The 23667-nt window shown below is 44.1% G+C and carries 24 protein-coding genes, 1 riboswitch and 1 other annotated feature; of the genes, 21 read left to right on the top strand and 3 right to left on the bottom strand.

The window, feature by feature from the left end; all coding sequences use genetic code 11:
* Nucleotides 1-94: 94 nt before the first annotated feature.
* Complete coding sequence (gene mutY / locus ACTQ50_RS16380) at nt 95-1150, top strand: A/G-specific adenine glycosylase (RefSeq protein WP_441485077.1); 1056 nt, start codon at nt 95-97, stop codon at nt 1148-1150.
* The gene (locus ACTQ50_RS16375; RefSeq protein WP_441485076.1) at nt 1147-2163 is read left to right on the top strand and encodes a glycosyltransferase family 2 protein; all 1017 of its coding nucleotides are present in this window, start codon (nt 1147-1149) and stop codon (nt 2161-2163) included. Before mutY ends, ACTQ50_RS16375 begins: the two co-directional genes overlap by 4 nt.
* A gap of 217 nt (nt 2164-2380) precedes the next feature.
* Here ACTQ50_RS16375 and ACTQ50_RS16370 read toward each other — a convergent pair whose 3' ends face one another.
* Together ACTQ50_RS16370 and ACTQ50_RS16365 are read right to left on the bottom strand one after the other, a co-directional pair.
* Complete coding sequence (locus ACTQ50_RS16370) at nt 2381-3070, bottom strand: phosphatase PAP2 family protein (protein WP_441485075.1); 690 nt, start codon at nt 3068-3070, stop codon at nt 2381-2383.
* 69 nt (nt 3071-3139) lie between these two features.
* On the bottom strand, nt 3140-4072 hold the full coding sequence (locus ACTQ50_RS16365) for a diacylglycerol/lipid kinase family protein (protein ID WP_441485074.1): 933 nt from the start codon (nt 4070-4072) through the stop codon (nt 3140-3142).
* 251 nt (nt 4073-4323) lie between these two features.
* On the opposite strand from ACTQ50_RS16365, the gene ACTQ50_RS16360 reads away from it, so the two are divergent.
* The 8 genes from ACTQ50_RS16360 (at nt 4324) to ACTQ50_RS16325 (ending at nt 13021) form a co-directional block, all read left to right on the top strand.
* Complete coding sequence (locus tag ACTQ50_RS16360; RefSeq protein WP_441485073.1) at nt 4324-6522, top strand: DNA topoisomerase III; 2199 nt, start codon at nt 4324-4326, stop codon at nt 6520-6522.
* 36 nt (nt 6523-6558) lie between these two features.
* On the top strand, nt 6559-7230 hold the full coding sequence (locus ACTQ50_RS16355; protein WP_441485072.1) for a YkgJ family cysteine cluster protein: 672 nt from the start codon (nt 6559-6561) through the stop codon (nt 7228-7230).
* A 533-nt stretch (nt 7231-7763) separates the two neighbouring features.
* Nucleotides 7764-9248, top strand: a complete 1485-nt coding sequence (locus ACTQ50_RS16350; RefSeq protein ID WP_441485071.1) for an AAA family ATPase — start codon at nt 7764-7766, stop codon at nt 9246-9248.
* Between the two features lie 132 nt (nt 9249-9380).
* Nucleotides 9381-9887, top strand: a complete 507-nt coding sequence (locus ACTQ50_RS16345) for an NUDIX hydrolase (RefSeq protein WP_441485070.1) — start codon at nt 9381-9383, stop codon at nt 9885-9887.
* Nucleotides 9888-10009: 122 nt separating this feature from the next.
* Nucleotides 10010-10116: riboswitch (TPP riboswitch) on the top strand.
* A gap of 100 nt (nt 10117-10216) precedes the next feature.
* The gene (locus ACTQ50_RS16340) at nt 10217-10513 is read left to right on the top strand and encodes a thiamine-binding protein (protein ID WP_295307044.1); all 297 of its coding nucleotides are present in this window, start codon (nt 10217-10219) and stop codon (nt 10511-10513) included.
* Entirely contained in the window at nt 10482-11264 is a 783-nt protein-coding gene (locus tag ACTQ50_RS16335) for an ABC transporter permease (protein WP_295307047.1), read from the top strand. Before ACTQ50_RS16340 ends, ACTQ50_RS16335 begins: the two co-directional genes overlap by 32 nt.
* Nucleotides 11257-12264: an ABC transporter substrate-binding protein gene (locus ACTQ50_RS16330; RefSeq protein ID WP_441485069.1), complete on the top strand. Its 1008-nt coding sequence runs from the start codon at nt 11257-11259 to the stop codon at nt 12262-12264. Before ACTQ50_RS16335 ends, ACTQ50_RS16330 begins: the two co-directional genes overlap by 8 nt.
* Nucleotides 12265-12274: 10 nt before the next feature.
* The gene (locus ACTQ50_RS16325; RefSeq protein ID WP_441485068.1) at nt 12275-13021 is read left to right on the top strand and encodes an ABC transporter ATP-binding protein; all 747 of its coding nucleotides are present in this window, start codon (nt 12275-12277) and stop codon (nt 13019-13021) included.
* Between the two features lie 293 nt (nt 13022-13314).
* Here the strand turns inward: ACTQ50_RS16325 and ACTQ50_RS16320 are convergent, their stop codons facing one another.
* A complete protein-coding gene (locus ACTQ50_RS16320) occupies nt 13315-13776 on the bottom strand; it encodes a TspO/MBR family protein (protein ID WP_441485067.1) in 462 nt (153 codons plus the stop codon).
* Between the two features lie 391 nt (nt 13777-14167).
* Here ACTQ50_RS16320 and ACTQ50_RS16315 point away from each other — a divergent pair, with 391 nt between their 5' ends.
* From ACTQ50_RS16315 to ACTQ50_RS16265, 11 genes are all read left to right on the top strand, one after another.
* Complete coding sequence (locus ACTQ50_RS16315) at nt 14168-15523, top strand: MFS transporter (RefSeq protein WP_441485066.1); 1356 nt, start codon at nt 14168-14170, stop codon at nt 15521-15523.
* A gap of 167 nt (nt 15524-15690) precedes the next feature.
* The gene (locus ACTQ50_RS16310; protein WP_441485065.1) at nt 15691-16716 is read left to right on the top strand and encodes an alpha/beta fold hydrolase; all 1026 of its coding nucleotides are present in this window, start codon (nt 15691-15693) and stop codon (nt 16714-16716) included.
* On the top strand, nt 16674-17018 hold the full coding sequence (locus tag ACTQ50_RS16305) for a hypothetical protein (RefSeq protein WP_441485064.1): 345 nt from the start codon (nt 16674-16676) through the stop codon (nt 17016-17018). Before ACTQ50_RS16310 ends, ACTQ50_RS16305 begins: the two co-directional genes overlap by 43 nt.
* Nucleotides 17019-17051: 33 nt before the next feature.
* Complete coding sequence (locus tag ACTQ50_RS16300) at nt 17052-17402, top strand: hypothetical protein (protein ID WP_441485063.1); 351 nt, start codon at nt 17052-17054, stop codon at nt 17400-17402.
* Between the two features lie 25 nt (nt 17403-17427).
* A complete protein-coding gene (locus ACTQ50_RS16295) occupies nt 17428-18063 on the top strand; it encodes a hypothetical protein (protein WP_441485062.1) in 636 nt (211 codons plus the stop codon).
* A 168-nt stretch (nt 18064-18231) separates the two neighbouring features.
* On the top strand, nt 18232-18690 hold the full coding sequence (locus ACTQ50_RS16290; RefSeq protein WP_441485061.1) for an HNH endonuclease: 459 nt from the start codon (nt 18232-18234) through the stop codon (nt 18688-18690).
* A gap of 306 nt (nt 18691-18996) precedes the next feature.
* Nucleotides 18997-19554, top strand: coding sequence for a histidine phosphatase family protein (locus ACTQ50_RS16285; protein WP_441485060.1), 558 nt, complete (start codon nt 18997-18999; stop codon nt 19552-19554).
* Between the two features lie 89 nt (nt 19555-19643).
* Complete coding sequence (locus ACTQ50_RS16280) at nt 19644-20240, top strand: metallophosphoesterase (RefSeq protein ID WP_441485059.1); 597 nt, start codon at nt 19644-19646, stop codon at nt 20238-20240.
* Between the two features lie 15 nt (nt 20241-20255).
* The gene (locus ACTQ50_RS16275) at nt 20256-21368 is read left to right on the top strand and encodes an acyltransferase family protein (RefSeq protein ID WP_441485058.1); all 1113 of its coding nucleotides are present in this window, start codon (nt 20256-20258) and stop codon (nt 21366-21368) included.
* A gap of 2 nt (nt 21369-21370) precedes the next feature.
* A complete protein-coding gene (locus ACTQ50_RS16270) occupies nt 21371-22396 on the top strand; it encodes a transglutaminase domain-containing protein (RefSeq protein ID WP_441485057.1) in 1026 nt (341 codons plus the stop codon).
* Between the two features lie 5 nt (nt 22397-22401).
* Nucleotides 22402-22884, top strand: coding sequence for a low molecular weight protein-tyrosine-phosphatase (locus ACTQ50_RS16265; RefSeq protein WP_441485056.1), 483 nt, complete (start codon nt 22402-22404; stop codon nt 22882-22884).
* 110 nt (nt 22885-22994) lie between these two features.
* Nucleotides 22995-23277: a binding site (T-box leader), on the top strand.
* Nucleotides 23278-23667 lie beyond the last annotated feature (390 nt).

Here is a 23667-nt window from a genome sequence, read left to right as displayed (position 1 = left end):
GAGAATCAGGTAAACTTATGATGAAAGTTTGCGGAAGATATATTGTGCGGTGCGAAGCCGCGAAACGTAATGCGGCGAAATTGGAGGAAATTGAATGACAGATGAGTTTATACAGCCTCTTCTGGCGTGGTATGACGGGAACAAGCGGATCCTTCCCTGGCGTGATAAGCACAACGCCTATTATACCTGGGTGTCCGAGATCATGCTCCAGCAGACCCGTGTGGAAGCTGTAAAGCCCTATTTTGAACGATTTATCCGGGAGCTTCCTGATGTCCCGGCTCTGGCAGCCTGTCCAGAGGAAAAGCTGTTAAAGCTGTGGGAAGGCCTCGGCTATTACAGCCGTGTGCGCAACATGCAGCTGGCAGCACAGGAGATGGTAGAAAAATATAATGGCAGACTTCCTGAAGATTTTTCCCTTCTTATCTCGTTAAAGGGTATAGGAAGTTATACTGCAGGCGCCATTGCTTCTATTGCATATGGCATTCCGGTGCCTGCTGTAGATGGAAATGTTTTCCGCGTGGTAACCAGAATGACCGAAGATCCAGAGGATATAACCAAGCCTGTATTTCGCAAAAAGACGGAAAGTGCATTGCAGGAAATAATCCCAAAGGATCGCCCCGGCGATTTTAACCAGGCCATGATGGAGCTTGGAGCAGTGGTGTGCGTCCCCAACGGACAGCCCAAATGTGAGTTATGTCCTGTGAGAAGCTTTTGCCAAGCAGGGCTTCACGGCACTATGGAGAAATACCCTGTAAAAGCACCAAAGAAGCCGAGAGTGGTGGAAGAGCGGACAGTCCTTGTGATCCAGGATGGAAACTGTACGGCAATCCGCAAGCGGCCGCCGAAAGGCCTCCTTGCCGGATTATACGAGCTTCCCAATACAGAAGGCTACCTTAACCGTGAGGAAGCCCTGGAATACGTGAAAGAGCTTGGCACAGAACCCTTATATATAGAAGAACTTCCAGAAGCCAAGCATATTTTTTCCCACATTGAGTGGAGGATGAAAGCATACCGGATCCGTGTGTCATCCCTTGAACAGACACATGTCCCGGAAATCCTTTTTGCAGATAAAAAAGAATCAGAGAGAAACTACGCCATACCTTCTGCGTTTGGCGCTTATGTGAAATACATGAAGGAGGAAATTCAATGAAATTACTGAGCATAGCAATTCCATGTTATAATTCTGAAGCTTATATGGAGAACTGTATCAAATCTCTTTTACCAGGAGGAGATGAAGTAGAGATCCTTGTGATCGACGACGGTTCCAAGGACAGAACTGCTGAGATCGCAGATGAGTACCAGGAGAAATATCCTGGCATCGTCCGCGCCATCCACCAGCCAAACCTTGGCCACGGCGGTGCGGTAAACACCGGTATCCACAATGCACAGGGCCTTTATTTCAAGGTGGTAGACAGCGATGACTGGGTAAATGAAGAGTCCTACAAAGAAATCCTGAAAACCCTGGAAGAACTGGTAAAAGGCTCCAAGACCGTTGACCTTCTTATCAGCAATTTCGTATATGAGAAACAGGGCGCTGCCCGCAAGAAGGTTATGCAGTACCGTCACTGCCTGACAGTGAACCAGATTTTTACCTGGAATGAAGTAGGCCGTATGCCAAAGGGAAAATATCTTCTCATGCATTCCATGATCTACCGTACCCAGCTGCTCCTTGAGTGCAACCTGACTCTGCCGGAGCACACCTTCTACGTAGACAATATTTTCGCTTTTGATCCGCTGCCATATGTACAGAATATGTACTATCTGGACACCAATTTCTACCGCTACTTTATCGGCCGTGATGACCAGTCCGTAAACGAGGCAGTCATGATCCGCCGAATCGACCAGCAGCTCCGCGTAAACAAGCTGATGGTAAACTCTTACACCAGCTGCGGCAACATGAACAAACGCACCAGAGCCTACATGATCAGCTATCTGGACATCATCACCACCATTTCCTCCATCATGCTGATCCGTTCCGGCACAAAGGAAGCCCTGGAAAAGAAGAAAGAGCTTCTCGAGTACATCCGCTCCACCAACCGTGTCCTCTATGGAAAACTTCGCCACAGCCTCATGGGCAACTTCATGAACCTCCCAGGCCGCGGTGGACGCAAGGTCTCTGTAGCTGCCTACAAGATCTGTCAGAAGTTTTACGGCTTTAACTAAGAAATTTAACTTTGCAATAATCAGGGCGCTCGCTTTAGCGAGTCGCCCGTTTTTCAGTTAATAAAGTAAAACAGCAGGGAGGGGCGGTATATTCCTAAGCAGACCATTTCAGGAGTGTTGCTCCGGTCCGCGTGGAATATACCGCCACTCCCTGCGTCCGCCCAGAACAAACTAAAAAAACGCGCTCTCCAATTTCTTGAAGTGCGCGTCCTTATCCTTAATAACGATTCCTGCGATTATTCCGTCCAATTCTCTCTACCGCCACATCCCTGGCTTCTTCCCCCGCTTTCTGCGGATAGAAAAACAAATACCCAAACAGCGCCAGCGTAGCTCCACAGCAGACATCGATCACCGAATGCTGTTTCAGGAACATGGTAGACATGATAATAAGCAATGTAAGAACCAATGATCCATACCTTACCCCCTTGTGATCCCTTAACGCCTCACAATTGGTAAGAGACATATGAACTGCCAGAGAATTAAACACATGAATACTCGGCAAGACATTGGTAGGCGTATCCGTCCGGTACAGCCATCTCACCATATCCGTAAACACATTCTCCCTTGGAAATTCCGACGGCCTTAAATGCAATACATTGGGATACACATAAGACACGATCAGGAAAACGGTCATACCCATCATCATGTTGAGAATCAACTGATAATATTCTTTTTTATTCTTGTTCTTGAAGATGAAGTATAAAACTGTGACAATCTGATATGGAAACCATAACAGATAGGGGACAATAAAATACTCGCAAAATGGTATGTAATCATCAAAAACAGTGTCGATCACATGAAATCCACGTACCGGTCTGTGCTCAAGATACCCGAAAAACATCAGGTAAACAATGGCATACACAAGTATGATCAGACCATGCTTATATTTTTTTATAAATTGTACCAAGTCTTTTTCACTCCTTTTCAGATTCAGAATCCTGTCTATATAGTGCCAAGCCTCCCAAATCGTGACAGATTATACCACAGGTAAAATGATTTTTAAAGAGCTTTTTTCGATAGAAACTGTTAAATCTTCGCGAATTCCGCCAGATTCTCCATCAATATGAATGGGAAGAGCAGACTCACTATGTACATGAACATTCCTGCCGGTGAGGATATGGATTCCCTTGATCCCCACATGCTTTCCGAAAAAAGCAGTAGGCAGGCAAAACAGAAGTTTTATCTTACTCACACCTTCCACAAGGATCACATCCAGAATCTGGTCATCCGGTCTGGCATCCGGGCAGAACTTAAAGCCTCCGCCCTCATATTTCTGGTTCATGACCGCTGTAAAATATACGTGGTCATAGGAAAAAGTATTCTCTTCATCAAGAGTAACGGTCATTTTCCCTGGAGAGATAAAAATAAGCTGCTTTAAAGCAATAAACAGGTAAATCAGCTTTCCAAGCCCAAGACGATTGAATACCTTCTTAAGGGGTGTAGCCAGAACCTCCTGGCAGACACCAGCGTCATATCCGATTCCCGTACTGATGCCGAACCGTGACTTCTTATGCTCACGGACCAGATAAGGAACATCCATCTGGCTGATATGCTGGGCCTTTAAAATATATTCCAGAGATTCCATTGGATCAAAGGGAAGTCCCATGCTTCGGCAGAAATCATTGCCTGAGCCGGTTGGAATATACCCGAAGATCACCCGGTCAAAATCATGAATACCGGTCAGCACTTCCTGAATGGTGCCGTCACCGCCAACTGCGATCATATATAAAGGTTCAGACTCTGTTCCAAGGGCACAAGCCTTTGCCGCAATCTCTGTGGCATGTCCGGAATATCTTGTAAGGCAGTACTGGAACTCCACGCCACGAAGCATAAGCTGCTGATGGATCTGATTCCAGATGGAACGTCCCCTGCCAGAGCGGGAATTTGGATTTACAATAAAATAATACATAATTTCTCCCTAGGTATCGAAAGCAGAGAACGGAAGTATCGCGATATGGGTTCTCTGTCTTTTATGGCTTTATAATACCATTGGTTGGCTTTTATTACAAATTAATTTTAACAAAATATTCTTAAAAATTTCTGAAGTGTGTTATAATGTATACAAGTTTGTGAAGCAAATATTAAAACCAGTACAGGGAAAGCTAAGATAAGCCAATATGACGGTTACTTGTTATTCGCTGTACTAGTCAGGAGAATTATATGAAATCACTTGTAATCGCGGAAAAACCATCCGTTGCCAGAGACATTGCCCGTGTTCTGGGTGCGAACCAGAAGAATGGCGGTGTTCTCGAGGGCAAAAAATATGTGGTCACCTGGGCACTGGGCCATCTTGTGACCTTGGCAGATCCGGAAGAATACGATAAGAAATACGAAAAATGGGAGATGGCAACTCTCCCTATGCTTCCAAAAGACATGAAGCTGGTGGTCATCCGCCAGACAGGTAAGCAGTTTTCCGTCGTGAAAGCCCAGCTTTTCCGAAAAGACATTGAAGAGATCATCATTGCCACAGATGCAGGCCGTGAGGGAGAACTGGTTGCCCGCTGGATTTTGGAAAAGGCAGGCTGCCATAAGCCGATCAAAAGGCTGTGGATTTCCTCTGTCACAGACAAGGCAATCAAAGAAGGCTTTGCCAATCTGAAGAATGGACATGATTATGACAATCTTTACCGGGCAGCTGTTGCCAGGGCAGAGGCAGACTGGCTGGTGGGAATGAACGGCACCAGAGCCCTTACCTGTAAATATAATGCCCAGCTTTCCTGCGGCCGTGTACAGACTCCGACTCTTGCCATGATCGCAAAAAGAGAAGAGGAGATCCGCAAATTTGTGCCAAAGGAATACTACGGTATTTCTCTGGAAACCCAGGATGTAAAATGGACCTGGAGAGATGAGAAGACAAAGAGCTTCCGTACTTTTTCAAAAGAAAAGGCAGAGCAGCTCAAGGGCAGTCTGGAGAATGCTTCCCTGGAAGTAACCGATGTGGAGAAAAAAGCGAAAAAGACCATGGCCCCAGGTTTATACGATCTGACCACCCTGCAGCGGGGAGCCAACCAGAAATATGGTTTTTCTGCAAAAGAAACCTTGAATATCATGCAGCGCCTTTACGAAAATCATAAGGTGCTCACCTATCCCAGAACCGATTCCAGATATATCGGCAAGGATATTGTGCCAACCATCAAGGAAAGGCTGAAAGCCTGCGGAGTGGGCCCATACAGGAAGCTGGCAGGTGCACTTATGAACAAGCCTGTTCAGGTAAACGGAAGCTTTGTGGATGATAAGAAGGTCAGTGACCACCATGCAATCATTCCCACCGAGCAGTTTGTCCAGCTGGATCACATGACAAATGAGGAACGGAAGATTTATGACATGGTTGTCCGCCGTTTCCTTGCTGTTCTTTATCCTGCATTTTTGTATGAGCAGGTAAATATGGAGGCAAAAGCTGCCGGGGAAACCTTTGCTGCCAGCGGCAAGGTGGTAAAAAGCCAGGGCTGGAAGGAAGTTTATGAGGGCAGCCTGGAAGATGATTATGAAGAAGAGGTGGAAGATGAGAGAAAACTGAAAGACCAGCGTCTTCCTGAACTGAAAGCCGGAACCAGGCTAAAAGTTCTGAAAACCTCCTTAAACACAGGAAAAACCAAGCCTCCAGCCCGATTTACCGAGGCCACCCTTCTTGCAGCTATGGAAAATCCGGTGAAATATATGGAGACCAGGGATAAAGAAGCGGTGAAAACCATTGGCGAGACTGGAGGTCTTGGAACTGTAGCCACAAGAGCAGACATTATTGAGAAACTTTTCCACTCCTTTATGATGGAGAAAAAGGGCAATGAGATCCACATCACCTCCAAGGCGAAGCAGCTTCTGGAACTGGTTCCCGAGGACCTGAAAAAGCCCGAACTCACCGCTGACTGGGAGATGAAGCTTTCCCAGATCGCAAAGGGTAAGATCCGCCAGGGGGATTTTCTCCATGAAATCCGGGACTATACCTGTGAGATCGTAGATGAGATCAAAGCCGGGGAGGGCACCTTCCGCCATGACAATCTTACCAACAAGGTATGTCCGCGTTGTGGCAAAAAGCTTCTGGCAGTCAACGGCAAAAACAGCAAAATGTTGGTATGCCAGGACAGGGAGTGCGGCTACCGGGAGACCATTTCCCGTACCACCAACGCCCGCTGTCCGAAGTGCCATAAGCGTATGGAAATGTACGTGAATGGAAAAGAAGAGACCTTTGTATGTCAGTGCGGCTACAAGGAGAAACTTTCCGCATTCCAGGCAAGACGCCAGAAAGAGGGCGCAGGGGTTGGAAAGCGGGATGTGCAGAATTATCTGCGCAAGCAGCAGAAAGAAGCCAACGAGCCGGTGAACAATGCGTTTGCACAGGCGTTGTCTGGAATTAAGCTGTAAAAACAGAACAATAACATAAGAAAGAGGAATTTGCATATGCGCCGAGAAGTATCTTTGGAAGAGATTTCCGACGGAAGACTTTATGAATTAAATGATATGGTAAAGGCAGACTGCCAGGATTGTGCAGGCTGTCATGACTGCTGTGAGGGAATGGGAGATTCCGTTGTACTGGATCCAATGGATGTGTACCGTCTTTGCAGAAATCTGGGAAAAGCACCCCAGGAGCTGGTAAGCCAGGGGTTGATCCAGTTTGACGCTATGGATGGGAATATCCTGCCTCATCTTTGTATGACTGGGAAAAACGAATGCTGCGTTTTCTTAAATGAGCAGGGCCGCTGCAGCATCCACAGCTTTCGCCCGGGATTTTGCAGGCTTTTCCCTTTGGGACGTTTCTATGAAAATGGGGGATTTAAATATTTTCTCCAGATCCATGAGTGCAAAAAGACAAGCCGCAGCAAGATCAAGGTGAAGAAATGGATCGACACACCGGCTCTTCGTCAGTACGAGAAATTCGTGGCTGACTGGCATTATTTTCTGCTGGATGTGCAGGAAGTGCTTTATAATGCCACAGATGTCCAGCTGATCAAGAACCTGAATCTTTATGTGGTGAACCGTTTTTATATGAAGCCTTATGAAGAAAATAGGGATTTCTATGAGCAGTTCCAGGAAAGGCTGGCAGAAGGAAAGCAGCTTTTAAGTCTGGCGTAAATTCAAAAAGCCCCAGAAAACACACCATTCTGCGTGTTTTCTGGGGCTTTCGCGGCAGTCGCAAGGTCTCATGCAAGCATGGACTTTGGCTCGTTGCACGCGAAAATAAGAACTCCCGGAACTCAAACGAGCTCGGGAGTCTTTTATTTTTAGAGTGCAGTATTCCAGTAGAAGCTTTGGGAGGGACTATGGTATTCTGCGCACTAAAAACCGTATATGAAAAACAAATGTTAAGTAAAAATCAAATATAAGAAAAAATGTCCATGTACTAGAATACACGAATCGTTGTCATTTTGCAAGAGTTTTTTGTAAAAATCGAAACTAAATTGTCACGAAATGTCGAAATCAGCCAGAAAACAACAATATCCCATGAAGGATGTTGTGGAATTGAGAAACCAGGCAACTCATTCTGGACATTAAGGTGATTTATTGCTATAGTAGGAAAGAGAAATTTGAAAGATATTGTCCATGCTATGAACAGTATCTGTTAAAGCATATGGATTTGTTAAAGAAACAGGAAAGAGGAAAATGCTATGCCAGTATTTGATTTCAGTGGTGCGTCTGCAAGCAAGGCAGAGGCAAAATGCACTTATACAACTTTTCACAGCAATAATACCAAGCCATCACCGGCGCAGCCGATCATGGTGCTTGACAATAAAGAAAGACAGTGGAAACATCACTCCTGCGGTGTGTTTACCAATCCGGTGAACCGCACAGCCTTTGATTTTAAAGAGGAGGACGGAACACACACAGCAGATGTGCTGAAAATTGATTCCAGATTTACAAGCCTGTTGAAATGGCTTGGAGACAGCCGCATTAATGTGCGTCTCTCCGGGGAAAACAGAGAAGACGGTTATGCTGTATACCGGATCCGGGAGACTGCGTTTGGCGGCGGCACCAAGCTTTCCGCAGAGGATGGCTTCCTTCAGTTTATGATCGAGAGACTTCTGGAGAGCAATGCCCCTGCTGAGGCAGAGGAGGATGAAGACCAGGAGGAAACTGGAGATGAGATGAAGCTTACCAGCATTCAGAGCATCACCGATTTCATGACCTGCGCAGGCAAAACACTGCCGGACAACATCAGACTGTGGACCAGAAGAAACCTGGCGGTTGCAAGATCCAGCGAGGTTTCCCAGGAAGAGCGCCATCATGCACAGAGAGCTCTTTCCATTATGCTGAATATCCAGTGGAAGAACAATTATTTTGAAGCCATTGATCCTGTGGAGGCAAGACGGATCCTGGATGAAGAGCTTTATGGAATGGAGCGGGTAAAACAGCGTATTATTGAGACTATTATCCAGATCAACCGTACCCACACCCTTCCGGCTTACGGACTTCTGCTCATCGGACCGGCTGGTACCGGTAAATCCCAGATCGCCTATGCAGTAGCAAGAATCCTGAAGCTTCCTTGGACCACTCTGGACATGAGTTCCATCAATGACTCCAAGCAGCTTACCGGAAGCCCGCGTATTTATGCTAATGCAAAGCCTGGAATTATTATGGAGGCCTTTTCCATGGCAGGTGCTTCCAATCTGGTATTTATTATCAATGAGCTGGATAAAGCTAATTCAGGTAAAGGAAATGGCAACCCGGCAGATGTACTTCTCACTCTTCTGGATAACCTTGGATTTACAGACAACTATATGGAGTGTATGATCCCTACCGGCGGCGTTTATCCAATTGCTACAGCCAACGACCGTGACCAGATCAGCGCACCGCTGATGTCCCGATTTGCGGTTATCGATATTCCGGATTATACAGCAGAGGAGAAGAAAGTGATCTTTTCCAAATTCTCCCTTCCAAAAGTGCTTAAGAGAATGCATATGGAGGAGAGCGAGTGCATCATCACAGAGGGAGCCCTGGATGCGATCATCCAGCGTTATTCTAATACTTCCGGTATCCGTGACCTGGAGCAGGCAGCAGAGCACATTGCGGCAAATGCACTGTATCAGATCGAGGTCAACCATGTGGAGAAGGTAGAGTATACCAGAGAGATGGTGGAAGAACTGCTGAAATAATTTATAAGAGCAGAATATGAATTGGATTATTACAATTATATTCTCTGGCATTGCTTGAAAATAAATAACAATACATGCAAAAAAAATAAAAATAAGAACATATATGCAAAAAAATATAACAGGAGTGACAAAATGGAATTTTGGGACATCTATGATATTAACAAAAGACCTACCGGCCGTACCATGAAGCGAAACGACTGGTGCTTGAAAGATGGAGAATATCATCTGACCGTTCTCGGGGTAGTGGCAAGACCAGACGGAACTTTTCTCATTACCAAACGTGTGATGACAAAAGCCTGGGCACCAGGCTGGTGGGAGGTTTCCGGCGGCGCAGCCCAGGCAGGGGAATCCTCCTATGATGCGGTTCTTCGTGAAGTGAGAGAGGAGACCGGCCTTGATGTAAGCAGCGCGCAGGGTGGCTATCTTTTCACCTATAAAAGAGAAAATCCAGGAGAGGGTGACAACTACTTTGTAGATGTTTACCGCTTTGTGATGGACGTGAAGGAAGAAGACCTTCATCTTCAGGAAGAAGAGACCGACGGCCACATGTTTGCCACCTTAGACCAGATCAAAGAATTTGCAGCCCAGGGAAAATTCCTGCATTACGATAGTATCCAGGCTGCTTTTGAGAATGTTTAAGCAGGCGGATCTATTTCTTATAAGAGGCTGTCGTTATGTTAAAAATCTGTAAAAAACAATTGAGATGAAAATAGTTTCTTGTAATTTGCAGAAAGCTGTATTATAATGAGCAACGAAATCTGAATAAAAACCAGGGGAGTTTCGAACGAGAAGCTGAGAGTAAGGTAGCCCTTAGACCCTTTTAACCTGTTGGATCATGCCAGTGTAGGAAGTGTTAAGAGATGTAATTATGAGCATTTGTCTGAACGGCAGGTGCTCTTTTTGGTTCTTATTCGATTTTATCAAAAGTCCCTTTATGGGACAGAAAATAAACTCAGGAGGAAATGAAAATGAACGCAAGTGTAGCAATTCAGGTACTGCCAAATGTACAGGATGACGAAGAGGTGATCCGCATTGTAGACGAGGTGATCGCTTACATCAAATCCACCGGTCTGAATTACTATGTAGGACCATTTGAGACCACTATCGAAGGTGACTACGATCAGCTGATGGACATTGTAAAAGAGTGTCAGCACGTAGCAGAGCGCGCAGGCTGCAAGGCTATGAGCGTATATGTGAAGATCTCTTACAAACCAGAAGGAGATGTACTTACCATTGAAAAGAAAGTTACCAAACATCACCAGTAAGATCCCGCCGATCATTGCCATGGCCATTATCCTGCTTGGCTGGGAGCTGGTAAGCATTTCTGGAATCGTTCCTTCCTACATGCTTCCCTCTCCGGTAGCAGTGGTAAAAGCCCTGTTTGGGGATCTGCCAACCATACTTTTCCATGCGAAATTCACTTTGCTGGAGTCCTTTTATGGACTTCTCATCGGAATCGCGCTGGCATTTGTGTTTGCAACTTTGATGGATCGTTTTCGTGTGATGGATCAGGCATTTTACCCGATCATGATCATTACACAGACCATCCCTACCATTGCAATTGCGCCGATCCTGGTGCTGTGGATGGGTTTTGGAATGGCACCGAAGATCACGCTGGTTGTGATCACCACCTTTTTCCCGATTACCATCGGACTGCTGGATGGATATAAAAGTGTGGATCCGGATGCCATCCGCCTGATGAAGGCAATGGGAGCAAGCAGGGCGCAGATTTTCCGTCATGTGAAATTTCCAGGCGCTTTGCCCCAGTTCTTTTCCGGACTGAAGATTTCTGCCTCCTACGCAGTTGTAGGTGCAGTTGTATCTGAATGGTTAGGCGGATTTAATGGACTTGGTGTTTATATGACCCGTGTAAAAAAGGCATATGCTTTTGATAAAATGTTTGCAGTCATTATCTTTATTGTGATCATCAGTCTGCTGCTTCTTCTTGCAGTAAACATTGTAAGCCGGATCACAATGCCATGGCTGCAGGTGGAAAAGGAGAAAAATCATGAATAAGAATCTGAAAAAAGTGATCGCACCAGTTGCAGCGGCAGCTATGGTGCTTGCAGTTCCTACAGGTGTATACGCTGAAGATGGCGCACAGGAGAAAATTACATTCTGCCTGGACTGGACACCGAATACCAACCACACCGGACTTTACGTAGCGCAGGCAAAGGGCTACTACGAAGAAGCTGGTCTTGACGTGGAAATCGTTCAGCCGCCGGAAAATGGTGCCGCTCTTATGTGCGCAGCTGGCCAGGCACAGTTTGCAATCGAGGCACAGGACACCATGGCAGCTTCCCTTGCACTGGATGAGCCTCTTGGAATTACAGCAGTTGCAGGAATCATTCAGCACAATACCTCCGGAATCCTTTCACGAAAAGGTGATGGAATCGATAAGCCAGCCGGACTTACTGGAAAAACCTATTCCACATGGGATTCCCCAATCGAGCTTGCTATGCTGGAAAACGTTGTAAACGGTGACGGCGGAGATTTCAGCCAGGTTACCCTGATCCCCAATGACATCACAGATGAGCCTGCCGCACTTGCAGCAAACCAGACAGATGCCATCTGGGTATTCCAGGGCTGGGGCGGAATCAATGCTGACGTAGAAGGTGTAGACTGCGATTATTTTGCATTCTCTGATATCAACCCTGTATTTGACTACTATACACCAGTTATCATTGCAAACAACGACTACCTTGCTGAGAACCCGGACCAGGCGAAAGCATTTATGGAAGCAACTGCAAAAGGCTATGAGTATGCAGCTGAGAATCCAGATGAAGCAGCCCAGATTCTCATCGACGGCGACAACACAGGTTCCCTGAAAGACGCAGAGGAGCTGGTAAAGAAGAGCCAGGAATTCCTTTCCACAAAATACATTGACGACGCAGAAAGCTGGGGCGTAATTGACGCTGACAGATGGAACGCATTCTACAAATGGCTGTATGAGAACCAGCTTTGCGACAAGGACCTTACCGGAATCGGATTCTCTAATGATTATCTTCCACAGTAAGGAATAAAGAATGTCACAGAATAATGTAATTTTAAGAGCTGAACATATTTCAAAAACATATGGTGAAAAAAAGGTTTTAGAGGATATTTCCATTCATCTGGAGCAGGGCGAGCTGGTTTCCCTTCTGGGAGTCAGCGGCTCCGGAAAGACCACACTGTTTAACGTGCTTTCCGGTATTATCACTCCAGATGAGGGAAAAGTATATCTGAAGGATCAGGATGTCACCTCCGCTCCTGGAAGCATCAGCTACATGCTGCAGAAGGATCTTCTCCTTCCCCACAAGAAAGTGATCGACAATGTAGCACTTCCTCTTGTACTGAAAGGCATGAAGAAAGCAGAAGCCAGGGAAAAGGCCAATCCTCTTTTTGCAGAATTCGGTCTGGAGGGCACCCAGTATCAGTATCCAAGCCAGCTGTCCGGCGGTATGCGCCAGCGTGCGGCTTTGCTTCGAACCTATTTAAGCTCCAGCGGAGTGGCCCTTCTGGATGAGCCCTTCAGTGCACTGGACACCCTGACAAAGGCCAGTGTGCACAAATGGTATCTGGAGGTTATGCAGCACATTGATCTGTCTACCTTGTTTATCACCCATGATATCGACGAAGCCATTCTTTTGTCCGACCGGATTTACATTCTGAACGGAACTCCGGGAACCATCAAAGAGGAGATCGTGATCCAGGAGAAAAAGCCAAGGGCAGAGGATTTTGCGTTGTCAGAAGAATTTTTGGAATATAAGAGACGGATCATCAGTAAGCTGTAGAGTCCTTTTTCAATACGCTCCAGGATGGGCTGAAAGGAAAAGGCTGCCTATAGTAAGTGCTGGAAATTTGAATAATAGTTTGTTATAAGGTTGATGAATAAAACATCCCGACAGGTTTCACGTTCCTTGAGTTTGAGCGCTCAGGAGGCGGAATTTGGCGGGATATTTTTACGTAATAGGGAATTTCGTTGGGATCCCCTATTAAAAATTCTTACCGGGAAGAATCGAATGGCAGAGGGCGTCTGGGACGACTCGCCACAGGCGAAGAATCCTGCGTTTAAGAGTCGTCTTTCTTAATTTAAAAAATAAATCCCAAGATTCAAATACCCTGCAAACGTCACCCACGCCAGATAGGGCAGCATAAGATTCGCCGCTGCAGGCGACACCATTCCGAAGGAGCGGATCGTGGCAAAAATCAACAGCCACAAGGCCACCAGCCAGAAAAATGCAAACAGATACCATTCACAGTTAAAGAACCAGATAGACCACATAAAGTTAAAAAACAGCTGCAGTAGATAAAAGAATAACGCATTATTTCCACATTTTCCAGAATTCACAACCAGAAAAGCTGCAAACCCCATCAACAGATAAAGAAATGTCCACACCACCGGAAACACCCACCCGGGAGGAGAGAGCGGCGGCAGACACAAATCTGCAAAAGCTTCCATAGAACCGGTTGTGAAAAGCGCAGAGACTGCACCCACTGCAAGGGGGAATAAAAGAAATGGGAGAAGATCGCGGAATTGGGATTTCATGAGGGAGACTCCGTTTGGGATAACGTTGTTTTATTATATGCGAAGATCTATATAATATGAAAAGTTTAGGTTTATGTTTGCTTCATTCAAAGAAAATACCTAGTACATCATAAACTAAGTAACTGCCACATTGACTTGTTTGATTTTTCATATGCCGCGTTGTCGTTGGTCGCCGTAGCCACCGCTACGCCTCCTTCCTCCGCCTTGCATATGAAGAAATCATCCTGCATCGATGTAGCAGAAACTTAATTTATGATGTACTAGTGGAATATTACCTGTAAAATAGTAATAAATTTTGTGAAATTTGTGCAATAACAATAATTCGTATATTGAGAGGCTGGCTAAAAAATGATACTATCATTATATAAAAGAAGCAGGAGGTAAGTGCGTGATGAAGAAACTTACAACAGCAAAAATCTGGCAGTTTGCAGCAGGCCAGTTTGGTTGGGCGATGTTGTCCGGAATCATTTCAAACTGGCTTGTGTATTTCTACCAGCCAGATGAAACCGCCATCAGCCAGGGGCAGACCGTATTTATTCCACAGGGACTGGTGGTGCTTGGTATTTTCACCATTATCGGAGGAATCACAGCCTTCGGAAGAATTTTTGATGCTTTCACGGATCCCATGATCGCATCCTGGTCAGACCGTTGTACATCCAAAAATGGACGGCGAATTCCATTCCTGAAATGGGCGTCCCTGCCTCTGGCACTTTCCACAGTGCTGGTGTTCTGGTCCCCGATTAATGAGAAAAGCTGGCTCAATGCAGCGTTTTTGCTGGTGATGGTTCTGGCCTATTATCTTTCCATTACAGCTTATTGCACACCGTATAACGCCTTGATCCCGGAGCTTGGACATACCCAGCAGGAGCGGCTTAATATTTCTACGGTGATTTCCTTTACATTCATTGCAGGAACTGCAGTTGCATACCTGGCACCAACTATCTGGGGCGCATTTATCCCTGCATTTGGACGTGTTGGCGCCATCCGCGTCACCTTCACGTTGATGGCAGTGGTGGCATTTATCTGCATGCTGGTACCAGTATTTTGCATTCGGGAAAAAGACTACGTGGACACAGTTCCGGCAAAAGAGTCCGCTTTTCGCTCCCTGACTGCTACGTTTAAGAACGGAGAATTTTGTAAATTTGTGGGCTCCGATATTTTTTATTGGATCGCCCTTACCATGTTCCAGACAGGTCTGCCTTTCTTTGTAACCAGCCTTCTGAAGCTGCCGGAGACAATGACAACCCTGTATTTTGTGGGGATGACAGCATTGTCCTTAGTATTTTACATTCCAGTAAATAAGCTTACCCAGAAGCTGGGCAAGAAAAAGATGATCCTGTTTGCGTTCGCTGTCTTCAGTCTGGCTTATTTCTATACCGGATTTATGGGAAAAATGAGCTTTATTCCGGAAACCGTACAGGGACTGATGCTGACGGTGGTGGCAGCGCTGCCGATGGCAATTTTCGGAATTTTGCCCCAGGCGGTTGTGGCAGACATCGCCCAGAGCGATTCCATCACATCCGGAAGCAACCGGGAAGGAATGTTTTATGCAGCAAGAACCTTTGCATTTAAACTGGGCCAGAGTCTTTCCATGCTGATTTTTACTGCTGTTTCTACGATCGGAACAGGAGACGGAACTGGTTATAGGATCGCAGCCTTTGGCGCAGCGGTGTTCTGTATGGTGGGCGGAATTATCCTGGTATTTTATAATGAGAAGAAGATTAATGGGATTATTGGGGGAAAGTAGATTTGCACGACCCACGTTACAGTATATTTCAGCTGTATCCCAGAGTGAAACTCGTTATTGAGAACGGTGCGAAGCGGTTATTAGTCACGGAATGAACAGTAACGTTTGCTTATAAAAGGGGTATGTGACTTATAAGATAGCTGTTAGGCGCTAATAGGAGTTATAAGATGAAAATAATACAGGAAAACGAATATTTACATACTATGAAAAATGAGGTGGAACCTTATTTAAAGGCTCGTTGCCGGGATGGGTACATTCCAGGAGCAGAAGACATTTACCATGGAAAAAATGGAATTACAGGAAAAATCCATGTGAAGCGTTACCTGGCAGATGAACCAAAAGGTGTGGTGGTGATCAGTCATGGTTTCACAGAAGGCGCACCAAAATATGAGGAGATGATTTACTATTTTTTACAGGCAGGCTATCACGTATACATGCCAGAACATATGGGACACGGCCAAAGCTACCGCCTGACAGCAGATCCCTCATTGGTACATATTGATATCTGGAAACGTTACGTGCGGGATTTCCTAAAAATTTGCCACAAAATCAAAAAGGCACATCCAGACCTGCCCCTGGACCTTTTTGCCCACTCCATGGGCGGTGCAATCGGCGCAATCGCCGCAGCCTGGGAACCAACTCTTTTTCATAAAGTGATATTAAGCTCTCCGATGATCAAACCGCTCACCGGAGGCGTGCCCTGGCCGCTGACCGTACTGATCGCCCATGCAGAATGCTTTCTTAGGAAAGAAGAGTCCTACGTCTTAGGCCAGAAACCCTACGACGGAACCGACACCTTCCAAACCAGCGCCGGCACCTCCGAACCTAAATTTACAAGGTACAACGACCTGCGAAAAGAAAAACAATTTCTCCAGACCTGTGCACCATCCTATGGCTGGCTGAAAGCATCCATAAAAATGAGCTGGTATTTAAAATACCACGGCTGGAAGAAACTCCAGTCCCCACTCCTTATTTTCCAGGCCGAAAAAGACGATTTCGTATCCGTCCGCGCACTTCAGAAATTCGCAGCGAAAATCAAGAAGCGCGGTGCAGCCCCCTGTAAATATATCTACATGCCCGAGACGAAGCATGAGATATATTGTGGCGGGGATGAGACGATGGAAAGCTATTTGAAACGAATTATGAGATTTTGTTTAAAGATGAAAAAAGAGAGTTATGGAAATACTATATAGCTCAATCTGTTAGAGATTCATTATTGAAAGCCAAAAAGGTTCTTTCAGAAGAAGACGAGAAAATGTTGCATGATGTGTACAGGGAATATGGCATGATGAGCGAGTATTCACATGGTACATCCTGGCGCCAGAAATTAGATAGAAATAATTTTGTTGAACATATAATGAATATGTTCTCAGGCATTTATGCTGTATTATACAGGATGGTTGAAGGATATTGCTCTGAGTATGTGGATGATTTTTTCGAGGAACTTGTTGAGATAATTGGAAATGATATATTGGAAAAGCTGGAAGGGTTTTAATTATAATTTAATATTGAAATGAGGGAAATATTAATGAAAAGAGAAAATATAGATGTATTTTTGGAAAAGAATAAAAATATAATTACTAAAATCGAGACTATAACTAAGAAGTATACACTTGCTGATTTTGTAAAGACAGATGAATGGTTCAAAGATTTTATAGAACAGACTAAAAAATTAGAGGCTAGAAACGTGTATAGACATTTATATAGCGAAAGACAGGACTGTCTAATAAAAGAAGATAGTGTAAGTATATGGTTGGTTAATGAGTATGCAGAGTTATTATATGAAATTTTAACTTCTAAGTGTTGTAAATATACAAAATCTAACAAAGGAGTCGTATTGTACAGGCATTGGCAAAACAACTTTTTGCTATCGTATTGAGAATGAGTTAAAAGAGTTAGGAGATATGCATGGCTCATATGCATCCAAGTTTGGACTGTATTATGGAAAATGGGGAGAGGATAAGAAAAAAGAGTACAGGATAGTGCAAAAATTCGGAGATGATCCGGATGCTGCTATGGAAAAAATAAAGCAAGCAATAATTGAGCTTTTGATTGCTGCTAATAATGCAGATGAAGAGAGTATACGTGACAGTAGACTATCGCAAATATTTAGATCAAAAATACTAGGTACCTATTATCCAGACCAATACCTTAACATATATTCGGAAGAACATTTAGATTTCTTTTTAAAGAAGATTGGAATTGCGGTTGATTCAGAAGCAGATCTTTTAGAAATGCAGAAAGTGCTTATAAATTGGATGAAAGAGCAGCCGGGGACAGAATCATGGACGCTTTTAACGTTTGAAAAGTTTTTATATGAGCAAATAGGACAGCCTAAAAAAATTGCATTCAAACCAGAAGTAGAAATGGGTGCCACACTTTCAAATAATGATTTACACGAGATATTCGGTGTAGGGAATATGGGTGGTGTGCGTAGGTCTCAGAAAAATAATTTGTTATTGATAGTCAGCGATCACACAAAATCTTTTTATGAAGATAAGTGGTATGGAGATGTGCTCTATTATACTGGAATGGGATAATTCGGAGACCAACAGCTTACAAGTCAAAATAAAACATTAGCTGAATCAAATAAAAATGGTGTAGAAATATACTTGTGTGAGGCTTTTGAGAGCGGAAAGTATATTTTTCATGGAAGAGTACAATTAGTACAGGATCCATTTCAGGAGGACCAGAAAGATTCAGAGGGGATGCTTCGTAAGGTATGGATATTTCCGGTAAAAGTTGTAGACTCCAATGACGTAATTGACAAGGAAATTTTAGATCGTTATGAATCGACAAAGGAGCAGAAAGCAAAAGGAATGTCTGAGGAAGAATTGAAACAGAAGGCAAAAGAGCATTCCGGGAAAAAGTCGTCATACCGATCAGTGGCTTCAACAACCTATGTTAGAGATCCTTATATAGCAGAATATGCAAAAAATCGTGCAAAGGGCATTTGTCAGCTATGTGGACAGAAGGCGCCATTTAATGATAAGGACGATAACCCATATTTAGAAAGCCATCACATTATTTGGTTATCAAAGGGCGGAGATGATTCAATAGAGAATACGGTTGCTTTGTGTACAAACTGTCATAGAAAAATGCATGTGATCGCGAATGAGCAAGATGTTAAATTGCTTCAAGAGAAGAATAAAGAAATAGATTGGTAGAGGTATAATCATGATTAAAAATAATCTTGAAAAAAGTGCGAATATTAACATACAATTATTGCATAATGTCCGGATCAGCCGATATGATTTCCTCAGCAAGTGAGCCTGCGTTTTCTATTTTCATTATACATGATTATAGAGAAAAAGCCACAGGTAAATTATGACAAAAATAGGAAAGATATTGACAAGTATCCTTGCGTCCCAAAAGGTTTCATAGTATCATATATCCTATAAAAGATAGTGATACTATGAATCTTTTTTATTTAGAAGCGATATTCATATAAAGAATAAAGGGAGGAACTCACCATGGGACATTTCTATTTCGTCCGGCACGGGCAGACCGTGTGGAATGTTGAAAACAAAATTTGCGGAGCTACAGACAGTCCGCTTACAGAGTATGGCCGTGAGCAGGCCAGGGAGACGGGGCGCAGGATCATTGCGGAGGGAATCAAGGCAGATGAAATCCTCTGCTCTCCGCTTAGCAGGGCAGCGGATACTGCCAGGTTGATTTCAGAAATGACAGGGATTCCATGCAGGGTGGAACCAAGATTGATCGAGCAGAATTTTGGCAAATGGGAGTCCACTCCCAGGGATGGAAAGGATTTTAAGAAGGCGAAGGAGTTTTTTGCATGCAGTCATGAAGGCGGAGAATCTACACTTCGTCTGGCACAGAGAATCTATAACCTTCTTGATGAAATAAAAGCAGAGTCCGATAAAAAGACCTACATCCTGGTTGCCCATAACGGAATCGCCAGAGTGGTACAGTCCTATTTTACGGACATGACAAATGAGGAATATGCTGCATTTGGAGTAAAGAATTGTGCTGTGGTTCGATATGATTTTTGGAAAATTATGAACTGCTGACTTCAAATGCTTACTGAAGTGGAGAGATTGGGAGAAAGGAGAATAATCCATTATCTTTCAAAAAGGATAATGAGATTATACGTGATAGGGTGGCAATACTATTTACCAGTGATCTGCACCTGGGACATGCGAACATAATTTCCACGTGCGGAAGAAATGCCGAAAGCTGTGGGAAAGATTTTGCCTCTGTGGATGAGATGAATACTTTTCTCATTGATAAGTGGAATCAGAAAGTGGAAAAAGATGACGAAGTATACATTTTAGGGGATCTGTCATTTCGTTCCAACCAGTCGGTAAAAATCTACTTGGAACAGCTAAAAGGACGCAAACATTTAATTATAGGAAATCATGATTTTAAATGGCAGAAAAATATTCAAAATATGAATGACTATTTTGAAACAGTAAGCAATCTTGAGGTGATCAAGCTGGATAAGAAACTGATCACCCTGTGCCATTATCCCCTTTTGGAATGGAATGGCTCCAGACGGGCGAAGGACCAGGAAACCTCTATTTCCTGGCTGATCCATGGACATATTCATAACAGCAGAGATGATGTTTTTGAATATATTAGGGATCATCTGCCCTGCGCCCTCAATTGTGGTGTGGATATAAACGGATTTGAACCTGTAACTTTTGAGGAACTGCTTGCAAATAATAATAAATGGTATGGAAGAACGGAAGCGTAAGAAGGGGGATACTATATGTTTTCTTTAAAGAACGAGGAAGTGAATGTTGGGCGGCAGAGAGAACTTGATCTGGTAAAAGGCTTTCTGATGATCATGATCGTATTTATACATTCATTTCAGACAATTGCAGGCGCAGCAGCGGCGGAGTCAAGTGTACATAAGATTATGTTTGCCCTGTTTATGCCTACTGGAGCCTGCTTATATCTGTTTACCATGGGCTTTGGAAGTGTTTTCACACGCCATTCCCAGCCAAAGGACATGGTCAGAAACGGTATAAAACTGTTGATTTACCAGGGTATAAGCAATTTATGCTATGCAGCAGTAATGACGGTCAGTTACGCCATTAGAAATTCCATTACAGGAGAAGCGGCAGGCAGCAGGGAAGTATTTGAAGCAAGCCGGTATTCCATGCTTACATTTGTGAATATCTTTTTCATATCCGGTATGTGCTACCTTGTACTTGCTTTATACAGGAAATTAAATGTCAAACTTGTCGGCTACATAATAAGCGCATTGATAGTTGGAATCGTGACACCTTTTACCAAACTGCTGGTATCCGATAACCAGGCACTTAACTGGATCCTGGACATGACCTTTGGAGGAAAAGGAGAGACCAGTTTCTGCTTCTTCCCATATCTGAGCTATGTATTTTTAGGATATGTTTTTGCAAAAGTAATCAGAAGAGTACCAGAAAATGAAAAAGGAACCTTCTATAAAAAGAGCGGCATAATATGTGGACTGATAGCAGCTGTGTGGTTTGTGGGCTGTGTTGTGCTGCATCCAGGTGTTGACGGATTCTTTAATTATATGATCGATCAATACAGGACACCAGGTCTTACAAAAGTAATCGGAACTTTCTGCAGTATCATACTTGTATTTGCAATTGCATTTGGAATCATGCCGATTATGGAAAAATGGAAATTTGGATATACCAAATTGAACTATTACTCCAAGCAAATATCGAAAATGTATGCAGTACATATAGGCGTATATTGGGTACTTGCTGGTTTTGCTGCTTTTTACGAATTCAATGTAACAGAATGTCTGATCTTGTCGGTGGCAGTGCTGATCGCAACTGATTTACTTGTGCAGGGATATCTGAAACTGACGGATAAGATAAAAGGATAAAAATGGAACAATACTATTATAATCACATGAACAAACTCCAGCAGGCTGCTTATCACAGTATCTTTGCAGGGGTGAAAAATCTATCGGATGAAATTCAGGTTCCGGCGCTTTCCGGAGAGGAGCTTTACAATGTATTTTTCCAGCTGAGGCTGGACCATCCGGAAATATTCTGGGTAACCAATTTTAAATATCGTTACTATAAAGATTCGCCGAACCTGATTTTTATACCGGAATATCTTTTTGAGAAAAACAAGATCCGGGAGCATCAGAAGGCTCTGACAGCCAGGGTAGAGAAGCTTGTGCGCTCGGCACAGAAGATGTCTGAGTGGGAAAAAGAGAAATATGTGCACGATTTTATCTGTGAAAATGTCCGTTATGACAAACTGAAAAAAGCATATTCCCATGAGATCATTGGCCCGCTTGGACAGGGCGTCGGGGTATGCGAGGGCATTGCGAAAGCGGTGAAGGTCCTTCTGGATGCGCTGGGCGTATGGTGTGTGATCGCAATTTGCGGCAACAATCCGGAAAAAGGAATCAAATACCGGCACACCTGGAATATTGTAAAAATAAATGGCATCTATTATCATTTAGATGCCACTTTTGACAACAACCTGGGAAAAGATCACGAAAACACGGAAATCCGCTATGATTATTTCAACCTGGATGACCAGCAGATCTTTCGCGACCACGAGCCCCTGATCGCGCCTGCGCCCCATTGCAGCGATCATGATCATTTTTACTACAAAGAGAAGAAATTATCCTTTACCAAACAGGAGGATGTGTACAAGCGGTCTTTGCAGGCTGCTAAGAAAGGAAAAGTGCTTGTTTTTCACTGGCGGGGCGGCTATCTGACAAAGGAAGTATTAAACGAGCTGCTGCACCTAATCCGCAAAGCGGGCATGGAAAAAGAGAAAACCGCAATGGTCAGCATAAACTGGCCCCAGGCAGTTCTTCGCGTCCAGTATGCTGACATACAGGCCCAGGAGAGTGTTAGGCTGGAAGAGGCGAATGAAGGGGAGAAGGATTGAGGAAAATGAGTTATATAAGAGTTTTATTTGTGTGCCTAGGAAATATCTGCCGCAGCCCCATTGCGGAGTTTGTAATGAAAGATATGGTTTCGAAGCGCGGGATGGCAGACAAATTTTATATTGCATCTGCAGCCACCAGTACGGAGGAAATCTGGAATGGAATCGGGAATCCGGTTTATCCGCCTGCGAATAGGGAACTGGCGAAGCATGGGATTTCCTGCGAGGGGAAAAGAGCGGTGCAGATCACCAAAGCAGATTATGGAAAATACGATTATATTCTGGGAATGGAGCAGCGGAATATTCGAAACATCCTGAGGATCGTAGGAAAGGATCCGGAGGGAAAAGTGAAGCTTCTGCTGGATTATTCAGATGATCCAAGAGACATTGCAGACCCCTGGTATACGGGGAATTTTGAATCTACCTATAGAGACGTGGTGGAAGGCTGCGAGGGATTTCTTCGATATCTGGAAAAGAATAATCTGGTGTAATGGTTAAAATACACAAAAGGAAAATTATAAAGTTGTAAAAAATATACAAGAAAATGATTGGTGACTCTTGACAATTCCTTTTTGCAGGACTACAATAACCTTAATCTAAGAATTTCGCAATGACGAGGAAGAGTAGCAAGCAGTGAAATCCACAGAGAGCCATCGGTGGTGAGAGATGGCGAGGAAGCTTTTGTGAAAATCACCTCTGAGCTTTCAGACTGAAAAATAGTACCTGCTATTTTTAAGCGGCAGAAGGAATCGCAGTGCTTATTCGAGTAAGTCCGGACGGTTAACAGTCGTTATCCTGTTTCTCATTTTATAAGATGAGTAGTGAGTGGCTGCGCAGCAGCAAGAAGAGTGGTACCGCAGAGGACATTGGCCTTTGTCTCTTGATTGGAGACAAAGGCTATTTTTTGTTACCCACTCACACAGAGGAAATACCATCATGTGAAATCCCTAGGAAGCAAGATAAAACATGCTCTGCAAGTTTTATCCTGCTATCGCGGCAGTCGCCAAATGGACATGCAAGCATGTCCGCTTGGCTCGCCTATCGCGTAAAATAAAGAAGGCATCTAAGAGCTGCCTTCAAAAAACGAAGGAGAAACAAAAATGGAAACATTAAAGAAAATCACAAACTTTGTCAGCAAGTATATGGCTGTGATTGTAATCGCAGAGACTATGAGAAAAAGTCTGTAAATAAGATTCTTCTATGATATGTAAGGGTGGCAAGCCTGAAAATCAGGCTTCTCACCCTTGTTTTATATATAACAGTTGTTGAATGGC

Origin of the sequence: Blautia sp. Sow4_E7 (assembly GCF_052116245.1) — a bacterium.
Classification (GTDB): domain Bacteria; phylum Bacillota; class Clostridia; order Lachnospirales; family Lachnospiraceae; genus Blautia_A.
Note: the sequence above shows the minus strand (reverse complement) of the source record. Positions and strands in the feature narration are given on the sequence as shown.